General features: G+C 67.1%; 18 protein-coding genes and 1 tRNA gene. 10 read left to right on the top strand and 9 right to left on the bottom strand.

The window, feature by feature from the left end:
- The 5 genes from MON03_RS00970 to MON03_RS17340 form a co-directional block, all read right to left on the bottom strand.
- Positions 1-1,512, bottom strand: coding sequence for an SLC13 family permease (locus tag MON03_RS00970; RefSeq protein WP_242089941.1), 1,512 nt, complete (start codon positions 1,510-1,512; stop codon positions 1-3).
- A complete protein-coding gene (locus tag MON03_RS00965) occupies positions 1,509-2,756 on the bottom strand; it encodes a sialidase family protein (protein WP_242089939.1) in 1,248 nt (415 codons plus the stop codon). Before MON03_RS00965 ends, MON03_RS00970 begins: the two co-directional genes overlap by 4 nt.
- Before the next feature lie 489 nt (positions 2,757-3,245).
- Positions 3,246-4,643 (bottom strand): hypothetical protein, encoded by a 1,398-nt coding sequence (locus MON03_RS00960; RefSeq protein WP_242089937.1) that lies wholly within the window; start codon positions 4,641-4,643, stop codon positions 3,246-3,248.
- Between the two features lie 386 nt (positions 4,644-5,029).
- Positions 5,030-5,860, bottom strand: a complete 831-nt coding sequence (locus MON03_RS00955; protein WP_242089935.1) for a hypothetical protein — start codon at positions 5,858-5,860, stop codon at positions 5,030-5,032.
- On the bottom strand, positions 5,860-5,982 hold the full coding sequence (locus tag MON03_RS17340; protein ID WP_022904875.1) for a hypothetical protein: 123 nt from the start codon (positions 5,980-5,982) through the stop codon (positions 5,860-5,862). The genes MON03_RS00955 and MON03_RS17340 overlap by 1 nt, the downstream gene beginning before the upstream one ends.
- Positions 5,983-7,210: 1,228 nt before the next feature.
- Here MON03_RS17340 and MON03_RS00950 point away from each other — a divergent pair.
- The 6 genes from MON03_RS00950 to MON03_RS00930 all read left to right on the top strand — a co-directional run bounded on the left by MON03_RS00950 (position 7,211) and on the right by MON03_RS00930 (position 13,091).
- A complete protein-coding gene (locus MON03_RS00950) occupies positions 7,211-7,585 on the top strand; it encodes a peptidase inhibitor family I36 protein (RefSeq protein WP_242089933.1) in 375 nt (124 codons plus the stop codon).
- 108 nt (positions 7,586-7,693) lie between these two features.
- On the top strand, positions 7,694-8,551 hold the full coding sequence (locus MON03_RS00945) for a hypothetical protein (RefSeq protein ID WP_242089931.1): 858 nt from the start codon (positions 7,694-7,696) through the stop codon (positions 8,549-8,551).
- A gap of 218 nt (positions 8,552-8,769) precedes the next feature.
- Positions 8,770-10,029 (top strand): glycosyltransferase family 39 protein, encoded by a 1,260-nt coding sequence (locus tag MON03_RS00940; RefSeq protein ID WP_242089929.1) that lies wholly within the window; start codon positions 8,770-8,772, stop codon positions 10,027-10,029.
- A 120-nt stretch (positions 10,030-10,149) separates the two neighbouring features.
- The gene (locus MON03_RS17420) at positions 10,150-10,368 is read left to right on the top strand and encodes a hypothetical protein (RefSeq protein ID WP_350355099.1); all 219 of its coding nucleotides are present in this window, start codon (positions 10,150-10,152) and stop codon (positions 10,366-10,368) included.
- A protein-coding gene (locus tag MON03_RS00935) for an IS3 family transposase (protein WP_242089928.1) occupies positions 10,307-11,457 on the top strand; the annotation gives its coding sequence in 2 pieces (ribosomal slippage) (positions 10,307-10,574 and positions 10,574-11,457; 1,152 coding nt in all). The genes MON03_RS17420 and MON03_RS00935 overlap by 62 nt, the downstream gene beginning before the upstream one ends.
- Before the next feature lie 146 nt (positions 11,458-11,603).
- Complete coding sequence (locus MON03_RS00930; protein ID WP_242089927.1) at positions 11,604-13,091, top strand: hypothetical protein; 1,488 nt, start codon at positions 11,604-11,606, stop codon at positions 13,089-13,091.
- A 110-nt stretch (positions 13,092-13,201) separates the two neighbouring features.
- Here the strand turns inward: MON03_RS00930 and MON03_RS00925 are convergent.
- A tRNA-Ser gene (locus MON03_RS00925) sits at positions 13,202-13,291 on the bottom strand.
- A gap of 144 nt (positions 13,292-13,435) precedes the next feature.
- On the opposite strand from MON03_RS00925, the gene MON03_RS00920 reads away from it, so the two are divergent.
- Entirely contained in the window at positions 13,436-14,401 is a 966-nt protein-coding gene (locus tag MON03_RS00920; protein WP_022904517.1) for an SGNH/GDSL hydrolase family protein, read from the top strand.
- A gap of 10 nt (positions 14,402-14,411) precedes the next feature.
- The gene (gene radA / locus MON03_RS00915) at positions 14,412-15,773 is read left to right on the top strand and encodes a DNA repair protein RadA (RefSeq protein WP_242089925.1); all 1,362 of its coding nucleotides are present in this window, start codon (positions 14,412-14,414) and stop codon (positions 15,771-15,773) included.
- Positions 15,774-16,111: 338 nt separating this feature from the next.
- On the opposite strand, the gene MON03_RS00910 is transcribed toward radA, so the two are convergent.
- Positions 16,112-16,495, bottom strand: a complete 384-nt coding sequence (locus MON03_RS00910) for an SseB family protein (RefSeq protein WP_022904519.1) — start codon at positions 16,493-16,495, stop codon at positions 16,112-16,114.
- A 277-nt stretch (positions 16,496-16,772) separates the two neighbouring features.
- On the opposite strand from MON03_RS00910, the gene cspE reads away from it, so the two are divergent.
- On the top strand, positions 16,773-16,979 hold the full coding sequence (gene cspE / locus MON03_RS00905; protein WP_022904520.1) for a transcription antiterminator/RNA stability regulator CspE: 207 nt from the start codon (positions 16,773-16,775) through the stop codon (positions 16,977-16,979).
- Between the two features lie 191 nt (positions 16,980-17,170).
- Here the strand turns inward: cspE and MON03_RS00900 are convergent, their stop codons facing one another.
- Positions 17,171-17,836, bottom strand: a complete 666-nt coding sequence (locus tag MON03_RS00900; protein ID WP_242089923.1) for a hypothetical protein — start codon at positions 17,834-17,836, stop codon at positions 17,171-17,173.
- Between the two features lie 51 nt (positions 17,837-17,887).
- Complete coding sequence (locus MON03_RS00895) at positions 17,888-18,430, bottom strand: amino-acid N-acetyltransferase (RefSeq protein WP_175327941.1); 543 nt, start codon at positions 18,428-18,430, stop codon at positions 17,888-17,890.
- Positions 18,431-18,601: 171 nt separating this feature from the next.
- On the opposite strand from MON03_RS00895, the gene MON03_RS00890 reads away from it, so the two are divergent.
- A complete protein-coding gene (locus MON03_RS00890; protein WP_242089921.1) occupies positions 18,602-19,054 on the top strand; it encodes an SRPBCC family protein in 453 nt (150 codons plus the stop codon).
- Positions 19,055-19,206 lie beyond the last annotated feature (152 nt).

The raw sequence follows: 19,206 nt of genomic DNA, 5'->3' as shown, positions 1-19,206 counted from the left end.
TCACATCGGGAAGAGGAGGAGCGCGCCGGCGGTCAGCGCCAGCAGGCGGATGAAGTACATCGGGATGGTGAACTTCCAGAACTGCAGGAGCGAGTACTTCCCGACGCCCATCACCATCGCGGGGAGCCCGTCGATGGGGAGGAAGTGTCCGTTCCACCCGGAGATGACGATGGCGATCGCCGCGGCCGCAGGGTTGAGGTCCAGGCTGACACAGGTCGCGATCGCCAGGGGCGCGAAGACGTAGACCGTGCCGATCGTCGACCCGGTGAGGGTCGCGAGGACACTCGTCAGGACACAGAACGCGAACACCAGCAGGAAGGGGCTGACGTTCCCGCCGAGCAGACCGGCGACCGACTCGCCGACCAGCTTCGTGAGTCCGGTCGCGCCGAGCGCCTCGGCGATGCCGATGACGCCGGCGGACATGATGATGATCGGCTGGCTGATGGCGTCGCGGATCTCGGTGAAGTCCAGGACCTTCATCACCAGGAGGAGCGCCACGGAGAGCCCGGTGATCGCGTAGCCCGCGTCGCCGATGTAGCTGTACGAGATCATCCCGGCGATGGCCAGGACGAAGCAGGCGTACGTCGCCAGCTGCTTCCGTCGGTCCAGCGTCGGCGCGGTCACCGTGGCGGTCGCGCTCGACGCGGCGACGGCGGCGGCGTTCGCCTCGGCGGCGTGTGGGCCGGGCGTGGCAGGGTCGGCGACCGCGTCCACGTACGTCCCGGAGGTGGACGCGCCGGTGTGCGTCCCGGAGGTGGCGCCGGTGTGCGTCCCGGACGTCGCACCGGCGTGCGTCCCGGAGGTGGCACCGGCGTGCTTCCCGGAGGTGGCACCGGCCAGGGCCGGTTCCTTCGCCTCGGTCGCGTTCACCGTGCCGGTCTCCTCGTCGGAGATCGCGTGGTCGGGGAGCAGCCGGTACGCGATGAGGCACCAGACGAGGAACCCGAGGCTGAGCACGAGGTTGACGATCGAGAACCGGACGAGGTCGATCGACTCGCGCACACCCGCCGCTTCCAGCACCGCGACGACGATGCCGTACTGCAGGGCCACGTTGAACGGGAGCATCGGGTGGTTGGCGGCGAAGCCGGCAGGCATCAACACCTTCGACGGCGGCAGCTTCTTGTTGTAGGCCAGCGTCGAGAGCAGACCGATCACCAGGACGTAGTAGGCCGTCGAGCCGGTGCCGAAGATGCTGCAGCCGACCATGACGAACACGACGATGAGGACGTAGGCGCGGAACCCGCCCTTGGTCCCGAGTCGCGTGATCATGCTCTTGAAGCCCGAGACGAGGTCGGTCTTCTGCAAGGCGGCGATCACCGCCATGAAGGACGCGAGCATGATGATCGTCGCGTTCGCGAACCCGCTGAAGGCGACGTTGATCGGCACGACACCGAAGACCACCATCAACAGGCAGGCGATCAACGGGGGGACGCCGAACGGGAGACGATCGATCATGATCAGGACGATCATGAAGACGGTGATCGCGAGTGCGAAGACCATGGGGAGGGTCATGCTCGCTGCTCCTTCGCAGAGAGGTCCGGACCGGCGGAGGAGGACGGCGTCGACACGATCTCCGCGAGGACGTCAGCAGGCAGGTACACGTGCTTGATCGACTTGCGGTGCCAGGTGTAGGCGATGTGCAGTCCCCCGGCCGGGTCGGGGAGCACCGAGGGGTAGGACAACTCGCGGTTGCGTGACTCGCGACTGTTGTTCGAGAGGCAGTAGCCGTCGCCGTTCTCGATGTCGTGTGCGGTCGGCCAGGATCGGCCGTCGGGGCTCGAGACCACGAGCGTCATCGGCGCGCGAGGCGCGCCCCAGAAGGCCGTGGGTCCGTCCGCGTCCAGGGCAGGTTCGGCGATCTGTGGTCCCGCTCCGGCTGCGTCCGACGCCAGGCCCTCGTCGTCGATCTCGTCGTACAGGGAGACACGGCGGCTCGTCGCGTCCTCCTTGCTCGAGTGGTTCATCACCATCGCGATCCGGCCGTCGTCGAGGGACCGCGCCTGGATCGAGGAGTTGTTGTTCGGCAGGTCGATCGGACGGCACGGCTCCCACGTCATCCCGCCGTCCGTGGACGTCGACTCGTACACGTGGTCCGCCCAGCGGGAGCGGAAGCACGCCCAGAGCGCCCCGTCCTCGCGCGGCACGATGTTCATGTGCACGCACCCGGTCGAGTCGGGAACGGCGACCTCGGACCAGGCCAGTCCGCCGTCGTCCGAGTACCAGACCGAGGCGGTGTCGTCGTTGCCGACCCACTTCTCACCGGGCACCGTGCGGCAGTTGAAGACCGGGAGCAGGATCCGACCGCTCTCGAGCACGACGGGGGTTTGACGGACGAACACGCCGACCGGTGCATCGGGGCCGAGCAACAGCGTCGGGTCTCCCCAGGTCTCGCCGCCATCGCGGGAGATCCGACGCCGCACTTCGGAGGTGTCCTGGTTCCCGGCGAGCTGCGCGGTGTAGAGCAACCACACGGCCCCGTCCGGCGCCGTGAACAGGATCGGGTTCTGCTCGGAACGCGCGCTGTCGAAGCTCACCTGCACCGGGTCGAGCCAGCGGTCCGTGCCGGCGGGAAGGCGGGACAGGTGGATCGAGATGTCCGAGACACCTTCCTGGGTACCGCCGAACCACACGCAGGCGAGATCTCCCCCGGGCAGAAACGCGAGGTTGGCCGCGTGACACTGCACCGTCGGGGTCGGGAGGAGCGCTTCTGCGCCCCCGTCGGACCGGGCTCGCAACAGCCCGTCGAAGTCATGCATGCGGGGGTCCTCCAGTCGACGTTGACGGTGGGCACCGACGGATCGGTGCTGAGCGTTCATCCTGGCAGTATTGCTCGAAGTGCGCAATAGCCATGCGCGTAGTACGCATACAAGTGCCGTCCTGCCGGTGGGATCGCGTGGTGGCTGCTCGAAGTACGCGATCGGCTTCGGGACGACCGATCGGGAAGGCCGCTCGTCGCCCCCGCGCTCAGGGAGCCACTTTCGGCCTCCCCAGTCACGGGAACAGGAGACGTCCCGTTGGCGCACGGCACCAGAAGTGTGGATCGTGCAGCACGACGAGTCAGTACACAAAACGGTGCTCAGAGTGTTCGAGACGTCGGAGGAGGCCCAGACCTCCGCCGGGGAGATCGGCGACCGATTCGAGGGCGGCGCCCTGTTCTCGAGCTCCGCGATCGGCTACCGCTTCGATCGCGGCACCGGACACGTCAGCTCCGGGCCAGGCGACAGCATGGAGGGCCGCCTCGACCGTCAGTGCCCGTCGACGTCGCCCGTCAGGATCGCGCCGGTGACACCCGCGTCGAGTTCCTCGTGGAGTACGCCGACGATGAACTCCTCGGTGCCGAGCGAGAGCAGGTGCTGCACCGCGGCCTCGTGGTCCTGCAGCCACGGCTGCCACTCGTCGTGCAGGAACGCCTCGACCTGTCCGTTCTCGTGCACGATGATCGCGCCGACGTTCTCCCTGATCCCGTCCTCGTCGAGGCGCACACTCAGCACGAGGGGCTCAGCGTCCTCGTGGACCGGTTCGACGGTGAGCTCGCCGGGCAGCGGCCACGCTGAACGCTGCAACTCGACGTTCGACATGTGTAGGTGCGGTTCGCTGTCGTCGATCGCGAGCTCGAGGGTGCCGTCGAGGAACTGGTCGATGACCTCGTGCACACGGTCATGGAGCGTCGGCTGGTACGTCCACCACCGCTCGTGCACGGCGCGGAGCCAGGCCTGCGTCTGACTCGAGGTGCCGACTGCTGCGCCGACGAGCTGCGGCGCGTTGCCGGGGAGCCCGACGACCTCGAACTCCCCCTCGTCGGTCTGGATGGCGAGGGTGCCGGTGTCCGGATCAGCGTCCACGTGAAGGATCCCCGCCGGAGCGGCAGCCCAGACGTCCGCTGGCAGCGCCGGCGGCAGCGCGAACGGCACCGCGAGGGCCGGCTCCTCGGCTGCGCGGTCGAGGATCTCGCTGACCCAGGTGTCGCTGTGACGGGCACCGGGCGTCGGTGCGTCCTCGGCGGTGCGCGCGGCGATCAGGTCCGCGGCGCGCTCGTGCGCCTCGTGCGGATCCGCGTTGACGCCGACGAGCACGCCGGCGTCGGCCCACTGAGCGAGGTTGATCGCCTCGAGGTCGTCGTCGGACAGCGCGACGTTCCACTGCGCCGGGTCGGCGAGCACGAACGCCGCCGTGCGGCCAGCGGGCCCGTTCTGCACGGCGGAGACGATCGCCGGCACCAGGTGCGGCAGGTCCTCGAAGCCGGTTTCGACCTCGAGGCGGTCGATGATCAGCAGGTCGTCACGCTCGAGGACCTCGGCAGCGCCGGCGAAGAGACTGGCGAACGGACCACCACCCGGACCGGTGCCCGTCACCACGCTCGAGTACGAGCCCTGAGCGTCGGAGGTCTCCAGCGCCTCGACGATCTCGTCGACCTCGTCGGGTGCGCGCACGGTGAACGCCGTGACCTGCGCGACGGGGGCAGCCTCCGCCTCGTCGTCCGTGAGCGGCACGCGCACCTCGATCGCCCAGCGGTCGACGTCGAACGACGGGTAGCCGTCGCCGTCCTCGTCCACGATGGTGCTGTGCACCAGGCGCAGGCGTCGGTCCCACGCATCGTGCACGGCGCGGACGAGCGCGGATCCATCTGATGCGTCGAAGCTCACGCGCCAACGCTACTGAGCGGCGACCGCCTGGTCACGACCGCGCTGCCCACGACGCTCCAGCCCGCCGGCTCGATGGTGCGGCGTGCCAGGCCCCCAGAAGCACCGCGTCAGCCGCCGGCCCTGGTGGCTCGACGTCGACCACGCGACCGAGTCGGGCACTCGCGACAACGTGCCCTTCACCGCGACAACTTGCCCTGGAACCGACGACCCGTCCGGATCCGCAGACAAAGGCAGCATCAGGGCACTTCAAGGGGTGTGACCCACACCGACGGTAATGGCCCTTATCGCAACTTTGCGGGGCTGGAGTTGGCCTCTCCGCGTCAACTACCCCGGTGCGTCGTGCACTCAGCACGACGCCGGGCACGAGGAGGGCTAGGGCTGCCAGGTCAGCCCTGCACTCGGAACGGACGGTCCCCGTTATCCTCCTCGGCAAGCTGGCGACGGAGTGGCTCGAGCCGCAAAGTGATCGATTCCCAGAGCTGTGCCACGGTCCCCTCAGGGAGGAGCGGGAGCGGACAGCGTCCCAAAACGTGGACGGCGCGATCTGCAATGCCAAGAACGAACGCCGCATGGTTCACGATCTCCTGGCGCGGAAGCCGCAGTTGGCCATCTGCGAGGAGCGCGCCGAGCGCCGGCATCATGCCGTGGGCGAATGAGGAGAGCTGCGAGTAGGGGGTCCATTCGTCCAGGTCCGCGTTGCCCCACGCGTCCGCCGCAGCTTCGCGCACCGCGGTGCTGAGCGCCCAGCTTGGGGCTGTTGCGTTGATCGCTCGCTTCTGCGCAGTCACGAGGTCGAGGTACTCGCGGCGATCAAGCTCCCCCTCGACACCGACGAACTCAGTCGCGAACGCTGACTTGTTCACGTCCGAGTGCAGAACCGATAGCGCACGCACACGCACCTCGTCCGCCGTCGCACCGATCGTGACCCAGCGGATCCGTGCCAGCGACTCGACTGCGCCCCGGGCAATCGTGGCCGACGACGGTCCGAGCTTCGGACTCAGGATGAGGGTCTTCATCGTTCGCGCATGGTCGCCGACCGCCAACAGGTTCATCGCTGTCATCTGCGACAGCACGAAGTCTGGATCGATCTGCCCGTCCCAATCGAGATCCCTGCTGCGGATCTCGGCCGCGAGCGCATCGGCACCCCGCTCGATGCCCTTCCAGAGGCTTCCGGCACGGGAACGGACTTCCTTGTCGGTGCGCGTGGTCGTGCCCATCAATTCAGCGTGGCCTTCTTCCGGTCGAAGCGCGACTGGAAGAACGTCCAATTGACGATGATCTGCGGCACGAGGGTGGTCAGGTCTCGGTTGATCTCGACGGTCGACAAGGTGATCTGCACGGCTGCTCCTTGAGGGTCAGGTGAGGCGGTGGATGCGCCCGCAGTGGGAACTAGCGACAGGAACGAGCTGTGGCTCGATCCGGCTCAGCCCTGGTTCTGGCGATCCGCACCCTGCTATCGGAATCCGCCTGGCGGACTGAATCTGCCGCGGAGCACACCCTTCCGTTCGACCGTCTTCTGCGCGGAGACAAGCCCGGCGTCCAGCGTTGTACGGGGTTGGCTCCTGCACGGGACCCCTGCGGCGGGGAGCTACCTACTGCTCGGGGTCGACTTTGGGGGCGCATCTGGCGCCCGGCAAGCGGGCTTCTATGTCGACGCGGTCGGTTCGACCCCCGCGATCGAGCGACCTGTGGTGGCGGTTGCTCACAACTGCTGCGAGAAGCTCCGTTACCGCTTAGTTACTGGCAGATCCGCCGGAGTGAAACAAGAGAGCCCCAGATCCCCGTAATTACGGGGATCTGGGGCTCTTCGCGTTGGTGGGCTTTTTGCGCTTCCTCTGCTTGCCATGTGGCGCACGGCTACTTCTGGTCATCGAGACTTGGGTTTCCCCCGCCAACCGGAGCCATTCCCCCCACCGCCGAAAGCCCTGTTCAGCAGACATCTTGCGCAGCTCGTTCGTGCTCTCGGCCCCAGGTCGAGCCATCGCAGAAGTCCGCCCAGCACCGCTTGACTCAGGTTCGCCATGCGGGGGAAGTGCATTTCAGGGGAAACGGCCCGGCTGTTTCGCGTGCGGTGGGCAACGCTGGCGCAACGGACGAGCGCGCACTCGGTGATGCCTACGCCTCGCAAGACATCGGCGTTACTGGTTTCCGCCATCCGGGCGTATCGGAGGCCCGCGATTGCCTACTTCTTCTGCGAGAACTTCATGTCAAGAGAGGTCGCCGACCGCGAGAGTTGTCACACCCGTCAGGTCACAACCAACTCCCCTCCTACGGGACACTCGCAACCCGCTGGCGCGGTCGATATCGGCAGCTCAGGCGATGGTGAGCATCCGAAGACAGGCCGGGCACCAGCACGAGGACCTGCACTGCTCGTACAACCGTTAACTCGACCGCCGCGTGCATTGCCGTGGTCGTGACTGACGGCCGGACCGACCTGTCGTCCTCCCGAGCCCCTCCGAAGGGGGTACATGGAGGGTCCCCCAAGGTACGGACTTTCAACGCACTGCGAACAGCAATACCTTAAGCGAGCTGAAGTGATGCTCACTCAGTGAATTGAGGGGAAACAAATGAAAAACATGAACCTTCGCCGCCTTGCAGCGACCGTCGCAGTGGCCGGCGCTATCCTCGGCGGCAGCGTGGTATCGGCGCAGGCCGCTTCCGCAGCGTGCAGTTCGGGGCACTTCTGCGCGTACGACGGACGGAACTACGCCGGAAGCGTGATGGTTGACAGCTCGACAACCGCGAACGCCACAGTCGACGTCGCCGACAACCGCGTTGCCAGCGGTCAGAACCGTCAGAACCGGAAGTGGTGCGGTGTGAACGTGGAGGGGACTGGTAACGTCATTCGCTCGCGCTGGCAGGCGAACACTAACATCGCAGACCTCTCGCCGTACAACGACACCATCGACTTCTTCTGGGCTGGAACCGCCGGGACCTGTTGATCCATCGGCAGTGGGGAGCTGGCTCACTCCCCACTGCCTGCCCGGTAGTGCCCCTGGAGGTCACCTTTGACTTTTCGATCATTGCTCGGAGCTGCTTCGGCGTTCGCCGTGCTTACCCTCTTGAGCGGCTGCGCTGCGGACTCGACGGGCGTGTCGGAGTCGCTACGGGTCGCGACCAAGAATGCGGCCACACCGCGAGAGGAGCTCACCGCCGCCACTGACCTGCTCACTGCCAAGTGTTTGGATCAGGACGGATTTAAGGTCCCTACGGTAGCGGCACCTGTATATGAGGTTAGGCCCTCAATAACCGGGTACACGGGTCTTTTCACGTCAACCGCGGAGGCGAAACGCGAAGGGTATGGCACGACTATCAAGGCGCCCTCAGCTGCGCCGTTAGACAGCTATCGGGCCACCCTTTCAGGGCAGGATCGGAAGCGCTTTGACCGCGCGCTCCTCGGTGACCCGAAGGATGTCGTAAAAATCACGCTGAGCAATGGCGCGACCGCGTCGAAGCCGAGCGGCGGCTGCTCGGGAAGGGCTTTGGAAGCAGTCTACGGCTCCGTAAAGGACGAACTGCGTGTGGAGGTGATCCAAAACGAGATCCTCATGCTCGCCACGAATCCTGCCATCGAACGGGCGCTACGGGAGCGGCTGCCGCAGTACCAGCGCTGCATGGCGCAGCGGGGAGTGGGTGTCACCGGGCTGAACGCGGCCGAGACTGTCGGAGCATCGCTCGGCCAGTACCGACAACCGGGTGAAGCGCCCTCGAGTCATGAGTCGAAGTTGGCGGCTGAAGACGCCGGATGCCAGGCCCGTGCGAAGTTGAGCAGTACCCTTGACTCGGCGTTGTACGAAACCGCTCAGACGTGGCTTCGAGATCATCAGGAGCAAATCCAGCGCGCATCGTCGATCGTGGATGACGCGGCCCCGAAGGCCGCATTCATACTCGACGGGAAGGATGAATGATCGCCAAGTCGGAGGTTGAAACAGAACCGCGAGCGGGCACTCGGCGTGCGGCAACTAGTCGGCGCTGGCTCGGCGTGGTTCTCCTGTCTGCGGGAGGAACTGCGGTCACGCTAGGGGGAGCGTGGCGTCCGTCGTATTGGAACGATGAAGCCGCGACGCTGCAGCTTGCTCGTTTAACACCCGACGCTCTTCTGCACTTTCTTCAAGAGAAAGACGCAGTGCATGGGCTGTACGCCTTCTTCATGCACTATTGGATAGCAGCGTTTGGGGAAAGCGAACTCGCGGTCCGATTCCCCTCCGCGGTGGCCGTGGGAATCACCGCCGCAGCCCTCTTCAGCATCCTACGTGTCATAGGATCCTGGCGAGCGGCGGTCCCTGCTGCGGTCGCCTTCCTCCTTCTCCCCCGCGTAACCGCGATGGGAATCGATGCTCGCTCATTCGCTTTCGCTACCGCGGCCGTAACTGCGACCGTGCTCGTGTTTCTTCTAGCGCAGCGCCCCGCTGCCAGCCGACGGTGGTGGGCACTGTTCACCATCCTTCTTGCTCTTGCGGTAGCACTCTTTCTCTATTCAGCACTCATGGTACTAGTGTTCGCCGCCTGGGTTCTCCTCGACCAGGCGCGGCGAGTGCGCCTGCTCACGCTAGTCATTGCGGCGTCGGCGACCGCGCTTCTCGCTACATCTCCCTTGACGATCCTCGCCTCCACTCAACGCGGACAGGTGGCCTGGCTTCGTAATCAACAGGTGAATCCCTACACGATCGGCATTGAGAGCTTCTTCGCCAACGCCTGGTGGCTTGCAGGAGCAGTTCTCGCGCTCATCCTCGTCGGCGCAATGATGACGCGCTCAACCCTCCTAGGATCTCCCTGGCTCCTTTTCCTCCTATGGACCGCGATTCCTGTCGTCTCGATCCTTCTTGCTACTTTGATCGCGGGTCCCCTATTCACGCCGCGGTACCTCAGCTTCGTGTCCCCCGCTATTGGCGCACTCGTCGGACTTTCGATAGCAACGTTACGCAGGCAATGGCGAACGGCAGTCTCGGTAACACTCGTCGTCGCCGCACTACCGTCGTACTTGCAGGCACGAAGCGAGGACGGTAAGCCAGGCGGCCAGCCCCTTCGGGAAGTCGCCGGATTCATTGGGGAGCATGCGACCCCAGGAGACGCCATACTCTTTGGCGCCTCCGGTACCGTCTCTCTTCGCCCTCGGATCGCTCTCGCCGCGTACCCGCGGCAGTTTGAACACCTCGACGACATCGCGCTGCGGGACCCATGGCCGGAGACTGGTAGCTACAGCGACCGGTTGAAGCCGGAACAGGCTGTTGCTGCCGCGGAGTTGAAGCACGAACGCGTGTGGGTCGTAGTCGGGGCGGACAGAGTCATGCCCGGCGCTCCGGTTTCTGTTCTTCGAGCCGAGGGCTTCCACGTGCGAGTGAAACGATTTGGCGAAATGAAGGTTCTCGAGTGGGTTCGCGCCTGAGTCTCCGGTGACGGAGGACGATTCGTTTGTGACCGGCCGTCGTCATCCTTTGAAACGCGACGATGCGACGGAAGCCCGTGAAGGTGACGACGGACACCGGCACGCAGAATCCCCTGCTGACTGTCCGCTGGCTTGAGCCGACTGTCCGCTGGCTTGAGCCGACTGTCCGCTGGCTTGAGCCGACTGTCCGCTGGCTTGAGCCGACTGTCGGGACTGCTGTCGGTTCGGTTGACTCCTGACCTGGGGGGACGTGGTCCTCGCTGGAAGGATGTCGATCATGGCCAAGCCTTATCCGGAGGAGTTCCGACGCGACGTGATCGCGGTCGCGCGACGGGGTGAGATCCCGTTGACGCAGGTCGCGAAGGACTTCGGGATCTCCGAGGGGACCGTGACGAACTGGCTGCGTCGAGCCGACATCGACGACGGGGTTCGGTCTGGGACCACGACGACCGAGAACGTCGAGCTGCGAGAGCTTCGGAAACGGAACCGGCTGCTAGAGCAGGAGAACGAGATCCTCCGCCGTGCCGCCGCGTATCTCTCCCAAGCGCACCTCCCAAAATGATGTACCCGCTGGTCCGTGAACTCGCCGCCGACCGGATCCCGGTCGCGGTGACCTGCCGGGTGCTGGGCTTCTCGAAGCAGGCGTACTACGCCTGGCGAAGGGACCCGGTGAGTCGTCGTGATTGGGAGAACGCGCACCTGACCAACGCCGCCGTCGATGCGCACCGTGACGACCCGACGTTCGGGTACCGGTTCATCGCCGACGACCTCGCCGCCGCCGGCCACCGAGTCTCGGAGCGACGCGTGTGGCGGTTGTGCTCGCAGCAGCGGCTCTGGTCATTGCATGCCAAGAAACGGGGACTGACTCGGAAAGCGGGCCCGCCGGTGCACGATGACCGGGTCCGGCGGGCATTCACCGCCCCGGACCTGGACCGGCTGTGGTTGACCGACATCACCGAGCACAACACGGCCGAGGGCAAGCTATATCTCTGCGCCGTCAAGGACGCCTGCTCCCGCCGCATCGTCGGCTACTCGATCGACGCCCGGATGCGGTCCTCCCTCGCGGTTGCGGCGCTGCAAATGGCGATCTCGCGCCGGAACCCGTCCGGCACGGTCGTCCACTCGGACAGGGGCAGTCAATTTCGTTCCAAACGGTTCGTTCGGGCGCTCTCTGACGCCGGGCTCCTGGGGTCGATGGGCAGGGTCGGCGCGTGCGCGGACAACGCGGCGATGGAGTCCTTCTTCGCGCTCCTGCAGAAGAACGTCCTCAACCGGCGCCGGTGGGCGTCGCGGGAGCAGCTGCGCCTCGCGACCGTGCACTGGATCGAGGGCACCTACCACCGGAAACGTCGGCAACGCGGGCTCGGGAAGTTGACGCCCATCGAGTACGAAGCAATCATCAACCCACAGGTCGCACTCGCGGCCTAAATCAACGAGTCAACCGAATCGACAGCAGCCCCGTCCTCGGCATCACGCACCTCTACAGCCGCGACCGCGACTGGTACCACATCGCCTACCGAGGGCTGCACCGCATCATCGACCTCATCGACGGCTGGGTCGCACCCAAGCAGCTGATGCTGCTGGACGAGCGCACCGCCATCAAGGAGGGCCGCGACGATGCGCACACCGCGAAGAAGCGAGCCCGCGGCGAACAGTTCACCGCCATCCTCCTCGACCTCATCATCAGCATGCAGCCCGAAGAGCACCAGCGCACCAGCGTGTCCCTGTCCGTTGACCAGACCTCCGTCCGCGCCGGCAGCCAGCGCCGCCCGTGGCCGCGCGACAAGAAGACCGGTGAGGAGCTCCGCCGCTGGAACAAGGAAACCGGCGAGGAAATCGCCCGCCCGGTTCTTGAACTGGAAGCGGGCCTCTACCCGAAGGCGAAGGGCGCCGCAGTTAAGGACCCCAGCGGCGTCGACAAGTTCGTCGTCTCCGAATGGGAGATGGCGTTCGTCGCGAACATCATCGTGGACACCCGCGAAGACCCGACCGTGGACCACACCGACGAACCACCGCTGCTCATCCGCGCCGCAAGCCTCGGCACTCCGAACAAGCGCGTCGGCGAGGCAACCCTCGACCTGCTCGACTCCATGCAGCGGCGTGGCTACGACATCACCCGCCTCACCTTCGACCGCGGTTACAACCACGCCATGTCCGGTGGATTCCACAAGGGACTCCTCGACCGAGGCATCCCCAACGTGCAGGACTACCGCGAAGAGCAGAAGGGCATCACCAACGGCGTCGGCGGCACCAAGTTCGTCGAAGGTGACTACTACTGCCCCGTCACCGCACCCAAACACCTCGACGCCACGGTCCGCTACGACGGAGCCAAGGGCGACATCAGCGAGAACGCATGGCGAGCGGACCTCTCCGAACGGTGGAAGTTCGCCCTGCACCTCAAGGACGTCAAGCCGAACGGCAAGGTCCGGCTCAGCTGCCCCGCACTCGGCCCGTCCGCAACCGTCGTCTGCCCGGTGCGGAAGTCACACCCGAAGGCGTTCCGTGGGAAGACCGAACCCGGCCAGGTCCTCGACGTGAACGTGCCGAAGCGGTGGCAGAACACCGCCGTGTGCTGCCAGGACTCCGTCACCATCGACCCGAACGAGTTCCTGGAGGAGACCCAGATGCTCCGATACGGCTCCGATGAGTGGCTCGCCGTGTACCGCACCGACCGGAACACCATCGAGTCGGTCAACGACAAGTTGAAGGCCGACTTCGACATCGACGTCAGCAGCGACCGACGCATGCGAGGGCTCGCCGCGAACCAGTACGTGTTCGCGTTCAAGGTCGCAGCGCTCAACTACAAGCGCATCGCCGACTACGCCCGCGACCAGCTCCGGAAGGCAGACCGCGCAGAACGACGCGCAATCATCACCCCCATCCGCCCCGACGTGAAGGTCACCGTGCCGAACTCGAACAACATCAGTACCACTCCCGTCCGCGAACCAAAAAAGGCCAAGCCCACCGAGAAGAAGCTCCGCAGCCGCGACCGCAACGGCTGGTCTAACTACCGCCGCAACGCCAAGAAGGTCCCCACCGTCGGCACGCCGCCGAAGCCGTAACCCAACCGCGGCAACACGTGACAACAAGAAGAGCCCCCAGCGGATGCTGGGGGCTCTTCTATAGGGCTGAGTTTCGCAAACAGATTTGCTCTGATTCGCAAACGGCCCTCTGGCGGTACCGGTGGGATTTGAACCCACGGTGGAGTTGCCCCCACACATGTTTTCGAGACATGATCCTTCGGCCGCTCGGACACGGTACCGGGATAGAGTTTACACGATCTGGGAGGCCCGCCGCACCACCGACAGGTCCGCCCGTCCTCCACAGGTGACTGATCGGGTGGACTCGTCCACTGTTCAGCCATCGCACCGAGAACGGTCGAACGGGCCCGCGTACCGTCCACGGCATGAAATCACGCACCATCGTCGCCCTGCTCTCGTCGATCCTCGGCGGAATGACGGTCGTCGGTGCCGGGCTGTTCGGCGCCCGGGCCGGGATCCGCGGGCAACGGGCCGCCTCGCAGCGGGTGGTCGACATGCTGCCCGTGAACGCCCAGTGGTGGCGCGAGCACCTGCAGCACGACGGACAGCTGACCTACCTCGCGATCGGCGACTCCGCGGCACAGGGGGTCGGAGCGACGGTCCCGAACCGCGGGTACGTCGGGCTCCTGGCCCGACGCATCCGGCACCGGTCGCGGATGACGGTCCGCGTGGTGAACCTCAGCGTGTCCGGGGCCACGACGTGGGCGGCGAAGAAGGACCAGCTCCCGAAGCTGAGGGGGTACTCCCCCGACATCTGCACCGTGTCGATCGGGGCGAACGACATCGCCGAGTTCGACGCGGACAAGTTCGAGCGGAACATCCGTGAGATCTACGGCGCGGTGCCGTCGCACGCGATCGTGGCCGAGCTGCCGTGCATGTTCGTGCCGGACCGGGAGCGCAAGGTCGCGGTCGCCAACGAGATCGTGCACCGGGTGGCCGCCGAGTTCGGGTTGACCGTCGCGCCGCTGCACGTCATCACCAAGCGCGTGGGCATCCGACGGACGTTCTTCAACAGCTACGGCGACCTCTTCCACCCGAACGACCGGGGCTACGAGATCTGGGCGAGCGCGTTCGAACCGGCGGTGGACGCCCGGGTGGACACGGTCGCCGCGATCCGGCAGTACCTCTCCGCGCGCGAGGCGGAAGAGCTCGGCACCGGTGCTGGAGCGGTCGCGGCCGCTCGCGCCGAGCAGGACACCGACGACGCCAGCGAGCTGGACCACGCCGACCGCCCGGGTCGCGTGGACCGCCTCCGACGCCGCATGACCGGCTCCGTCCCACTCCCGGATCATGCCGAGCGCCACGCCGGCGATGTCGGCGGCTCGGCCTAGCCTGACCTCCATGGCGCGCCCCCAGTCCCTCTACCGCTGCACCGAGTGCGGCTGGACCAGCATCAAGTGGGTCGGCCGCTGCGGTGAGTGCCAGTCGTGGGGCACGGTGGAGGACACTGCGGCCGCGTCGGCGAGTTCCCGCGGCACCGCGGCAGTTGCGGTCGCCGGTGCGCGGATCGCACGTCCGATCACGGAGGCCCGTGGCACGTCCGTCCAGCGCTGGCAGACCGGCATCGGCGAGTTCGACCGTGTCCTCGGGGGTGGGGTCGTCCCGGGCGCGGCCGTCCTGCTCTCCGGCGAGCCGGGCGTCGGCAAGTCCACACTGCTGCTCGAGGTCGCTTCCAGGGCTGCGGCGACCGGCAAGCGGGTCCTCTACGTCAGTGCCGAGGAGTCCGTCGACCAGGTGCGGCTGCGGGCCGAGCGGACGGGTGCCATGCACGACGACCTCTACCTCGCGAGCGAGGTCGACCTCGGCGTGATCCTCGGGCAGATCGACCAGGTGCAGCCCGACCTCCTGATCGCGGACTCCGTGCAGACGATCTCGTCGGGCGCGATCGACGGCATCGCGGGCGGGACGTCGCAGGTGCGTGAGGTCGCGTCGACGCTGATCCGGGTGGCGAAGGAGCGAGCGCTCCCGGTGCTCATCGTCGGCCACGTCACGAAGGACGGCACGATCGCCGGGCCTCGGCTCCTCGAGCACCTCGTCGACGTCGTCTGCCACTTCGAGGGCGACCGGCAGACGGCGCTCCGCTTCGTCCGGGCGCTCAAGAACCGCTTCGGGCCGACGGACGAGGTCGGCTGCTTCGACATGGGCGGCGACGGCATCCACGAGGTCCCGGACCCGAGCGGCCTCTTCATGTCCCGGAACGGCGCGCCGGTGTCCGGGACGTGTGTGACGGTGGCACTCGAAGGCCGGCGTGCACTTCCGGTCGAGGTGCAGGCGCTCGTCGTCCCGAGTTCGGCGCCGCAGCCACGCCGGGTCGTGAACGGGGTCGACGCCTCACGTGTGGCGATGCTGCTCGCGGTCCTCGAACGCCGTGCGGGGCTGAAGCTGTCCGACGCGGACGTCTACGTCTCCACGGTCGGCGGGATGAAGTTGACCGAGCCGGGCGCCGACCTCGCGATCGCGCTGGCCCTCGCGAGCGCCGCACGGGACCGCCCGTACCCGCACACGCTGGCGGCGATCGGTGAGATCAGCCTCGCGGGCGAGATCCGTCCGGCGACGGGAGCGAAGCAGCGGGCGGGCGAGGCCTCGCGTCTCGGCTTCACGACCGTGCTCGGCTCCGGCGCAGAGCACCTCCGCGAAGCGCTCCGGGTGGCGTTCTCGATGACGAAGTCGGCGCGCGAGCGCGAGCTCGATCGCGCGTTCTGACGCTGTCAGGCGACCGCCCCACGTCGCGATCGCACCGCGACGCGTGACGCGCAACGCGCAACGCGCAACGCGCAACGCGCGACGCGACAGCACCGCACCGCACCGCACCGCACCGCACCACGTCGCGCCACCCCGCCGCCGCTTCACTCGACGGCACTGCACCGTGACACGGCCGGGCCACGCTCCGACGCACCGCGACCGCGCCGCAACGCTGTCCCGCGACCCCACCGCGTCGCGTGACGCGAGCACACCCCGCCGGGCCGGACCGGACCGCGAATGCCATCGCGGAGGCGAGCGGCATGGCGGAGGCGAACCGCGCCTCCAGGCCGGGTGATCCGCTAGGCGCGCAGCGCGGCGAGCAGGTCCTCCGGCGTCGACTGCATCGTGTTGGGCCCGGCGATGTCGAAGAACACGCCTTCGAGCGAGTCGAGGTGCTCGGCGATGAACGCCTCCAGGCGCGCGCCGTCGTAGACCATCACCTGCCGGATCTTCTCGTTCGGCACCATCGCCGTGTACGCGTCGGCGGACGAGAAGAGCAGCAGGATGCGCTTGTCGGACCCCTCGCGCCCGAACACCCGCACCTGCATGTCCTTCTTGCCGGTCACGAGCCGGGGGACGATCACGATGTCGTTCCGGAGCGCGAACGCCACCGCTGCGACGTCCTGCTTCGCGAGGGCTTCCTCGAGCTGTTCGCTCCGGAAGCGCTGTTCCTTGTCTGCCATCACCCCTAGTCCACCAGATTCATGGGTCCGATTGCGACCTCTGCTCTTCCGTTGTGGCCAGAGCACGGTAAGTTGGTACCAACCGCTTCGGCGGGAGTCCATCGTTCTTCCGGTGCGCAGCGCACCTCGAGCGCCATCGGTCACTGACCTTCCCAGGTCGCCTGGCCCCGAACCCGTTCCGCCGGCCCATGCCCGCGGGACGCATCGATCCGACGACGACCGTCGGCGGATCAGCGGCAGAAATTGTCGCCCCGCAAGAAAGTAAGGAAACGCCATCATGGCAACTGGGACCGTCAAGTGGTTCAACAACGAAAAGGGCTTCGGCTTCATCGCGCCGGACGACGGCAGCGCTGACGTCTTCGCCCACTTCTCCGCGATCGCTGGCAACGGCTACAAGTCGCTCGAAGAGAACCAGAAGGTGGAGTTCGAGATCACCGAGGGCCGCAAGGGCCCGCAGGCCGAGAACATCTCGGTCATCGGCTGATCACCGAAACACCCTGAACGGGCTCGTCGTCTCCGGACGGCGGGCCCGTTCTGCATGTGGGCAGCGTGCAGCGACCGGCTGCAAGCACGCCACGGCCCCCGCACCGGCCCCGGCACCGGCACGGAGACGAGACCACGCGCACCAGCACGGGCACCCGAGCACCCGATGCACCCGATGCACCCGATGCACCGCTACTGCAGGATGAACTGCACCGACTTCGCGGACTCGATGTTCCCCACCGCGACCTGCAGGTGATAGCTCGCTCCCCCGCCGGTGACCGACGGCCGGGACGAGTCACACGTGGCGGTCGACGAACGGGTGCGGTCCCAGGCGATCGACGGCGTGGTGAGCTTCTGCCCGGCCTTGATCGTCACGTCCTGGTTCGTGCCGTTCGTCTGGCAGTCCTTCGACGTCCAGTACTGTTCTTCGCCCGAGCTGATGGTGAGCACCTGCTGCGAAGACCCGAGGTCCATGTGGCACGAGTTCGACCCGGTGTTCGTGATCGACATCGCGATCTTCGGGTCCTCGGTGGGACCGTACGCGGTCTTGTCGACGACGGGCTCGAGGTCGATCTGGTCCTTCGTGCACGTCGCGCCGTCCGCAGCAGCGGACGCGGACGGCGACGGGGAGCGCGACGGACGGGCGGATGACGAGGACGGCGCGGCCGTGGCGCGGTCCGAGGTCCGTGCGGCCGGAGCCGTCGACTGCGCGGCCACGGGGGTGGCACCGTTCCCCCGACCGACGACGATCAGCACGACGACGACCACGACCACGATCACCGCGCCGAGCGCGATGGCTCGACGGCGCCAGTAGACGCTGGGACGTTCGGGTCCGACGGGGTGACGGAACGACGACATGCGCACAGGGTAGGGCGGGCCGCCCCGTGCGCCGGGATGCCGCGCGACGCGTCAGAGGATCTTCAGCATGCGGGTGTTGCCGAGCGTGTTCGGCTTCACCCGGGCGAGGTCGAGGAACTCCGCGACCCCCTCGTCCGACGACCGGACGAGCTCGGCGTAGACGTCCGGGGAGACCACGCTCTCGCCGATCTCGAGGTACCCGTGCTTGGCGAAGAAGTCGACCTCGAACGTGAGGCAGAAGATGCGCGCGACCCCGAGCTCCCGGGCGTCGTGCTCGAGCGCTTCGAGCATCCGGTGCCCGACGCGCTTGTGGATCCAGTCGCCGTCGAGCGCGAGGGTGCGGACCTCGGCGATGTCGTCCCAGAACACGGCGAGCGCACCGCACCCGATGGGCACGCCGTCGGGGCCCTCGGCGATCCGGAACTGCTGGATCGAGCCGTACAGTGCGACGTTCTCCTTGCCGAGGAGGATGCGGCGGTCGACGTACGGGGCGATGAGGCGCTGGATGTGCGGGACGTCGGCGGCGACGGCCGGTCGCACGAGGATCCCGTGCTCGTCGCGTTCGTGGAAGGCGTGCCGGCCGTGTTCGCTCATCCACCTCACGATAGCGGCCCCGCCAGCGAGCGGCCCGGCCACCGAACGGGCAGCGAGCGGCCCGACCACCGAACGGGCAGCGAACCGGGGGACGCGGAACCCGGACGGACACCCAGTGGCTCCCGCATACCGTCACGGGGGCAATCGGAACCGAACACGAGAAGGAGCACCATGCCCCAGATCATCGAGACCGTCGACGTGGACGTCCCCGTCCGCCAGGCCTACGACCAGTGGACCCGCTTCGAGGAGTTCCCGGAGTTCCTCGACGAGGTCGAGAAGATCGTCCAGGTCGACGACACCACCACGGACTGGACCGTCGAGGTCGCCGGTCAGGAGCGCGACTTCCGCGCCGTCATCACCGAGCAGCACCCGGACGAGCGCGTCGCCTGGACCGTCAAGGACGGCGACACCGACCACGCCGGCGCGGTGACGTTCCACAAGCTCTCCGACACGACGACCCGGGTGACGGCGCAGATCGACTGGCAGCCGTCGGGCCTCCTCGAAAAGCTCGGCTCGGCGGTCGGCGTCGGTGGTCACGCGGTGAAGAAGGACCTGCAGAACTTCAAGGAGCGCGTCGAGTCGGCTCCGACGGAGCCCGGCTGGCGCGGCGACGTCCCGGCCTGATCCGGGAACGGAACCGGCGGGCGCGACGGGACCGGCGGGCCACGACGGGCTCAGCGGGTCGCGACGCGACCACGATCCGGACGGGAGGCACGGTGCCAGCTGGCACCGTGCCTCCCGTCCGTCCGCTGGTCGGCTCGGCATCCCCCCACGAA

The sequence above is a fragment of the Curtobacterium sp. DN_7.5 genome, from assembly GCF_022655355.1.
Taxonomy (GTDB): Bacteria; Actinomycetota; Actinomycetes; order Actinomycetales; family Microbacteriaceae; genus Curtobacterium; species Curtobacterium luteum.
The sequence above is the reverse complement of the archived record's forward strand: the minus strand, read 5'-3'. Positions and strand labels throughout refer to the sequence as shown.

Coding starts and splice junctions, on each gene's coding strand:
- MON03_RS00950 (WP_242089933.1), top strand. CDS start 7,211: ATGAAAAACATGAACCTTCGCCGCCTTGCAGCGACCGTCGCAGTGGCC.
- MON03_RS00920 (WP_022904517.1), top strand. CDS start 13,436: ATGAAATCACGCACCATCGTCGCCCTGCTCTCGTCGATCCTCGGCGGA.
- MON03_RS00900 (WP_242089923.1), bottom strand. CDS start 17,836: ATGTCGTCGTTCCGTCACCCCGTCGGACCCGAACGTCCCAGCGTCTAC.
- cspE (WP_022904520.1), top strand. CDS start 16,773: ATGGCAACTGGGACCGTCAAGTGGTTCAACAACGAAAAGGGCTTCGGC.
- MON03_RS00965 (WP_242089939.1), bottom strand. CDS start 2,756: ATGCATGACTTCGACGGGCTGTTGCGAGCCCGGTCCGACGGGGGCGCA.
- MON03_RS00955 (WP_242089935.1), bottom strand. CDS start 5,860: ATGGGCACGACCACGCGCACCGACAAGGAAGTCCGTTCCCGTGCCGGA.
- MON03_RS00970 (WP_242089941.1), bottom strand. CDS start 1,512: ATGACCCTCCCCATGGTCTTCGCACTCGCGATCACCGTCTTCATGATC.
- MON03_RS00890 (WP_242089921.1), top strand. CDS start 18,602: ATGCCCCAGATCATCGAGACCGTCGACGTGGACGTCCCCGTCCGCCAG.
- MON03_RS00895 (WP_175327941.1), bottom strand. CDS start 18,430: ATGAGCGAACACGGCCGGCACGCCTTCCACGAACGCGACGAGCACGGG.
- MON03_RS00930 (WP_242089927.1), top strand. CDS start 11,604: ATGCTGCTGGACGAGCGCACCGCCATCAAGGAGGGCCGCGACGATGCG.
- radA (WP_242089925.1), top strand. CDS start 14,412: ATGGCGCGCCCCCAGTCCCTCTACCGCTGCACCGAGTGCGGCTGGACC.
- MON03_RS00910 (WP_022904519.1), bottom strand. CDS start 16,495: ATGGCAGACAAGGAACAGCGCTTCCGGAGCGAACAGCTCGAGGAAGCC.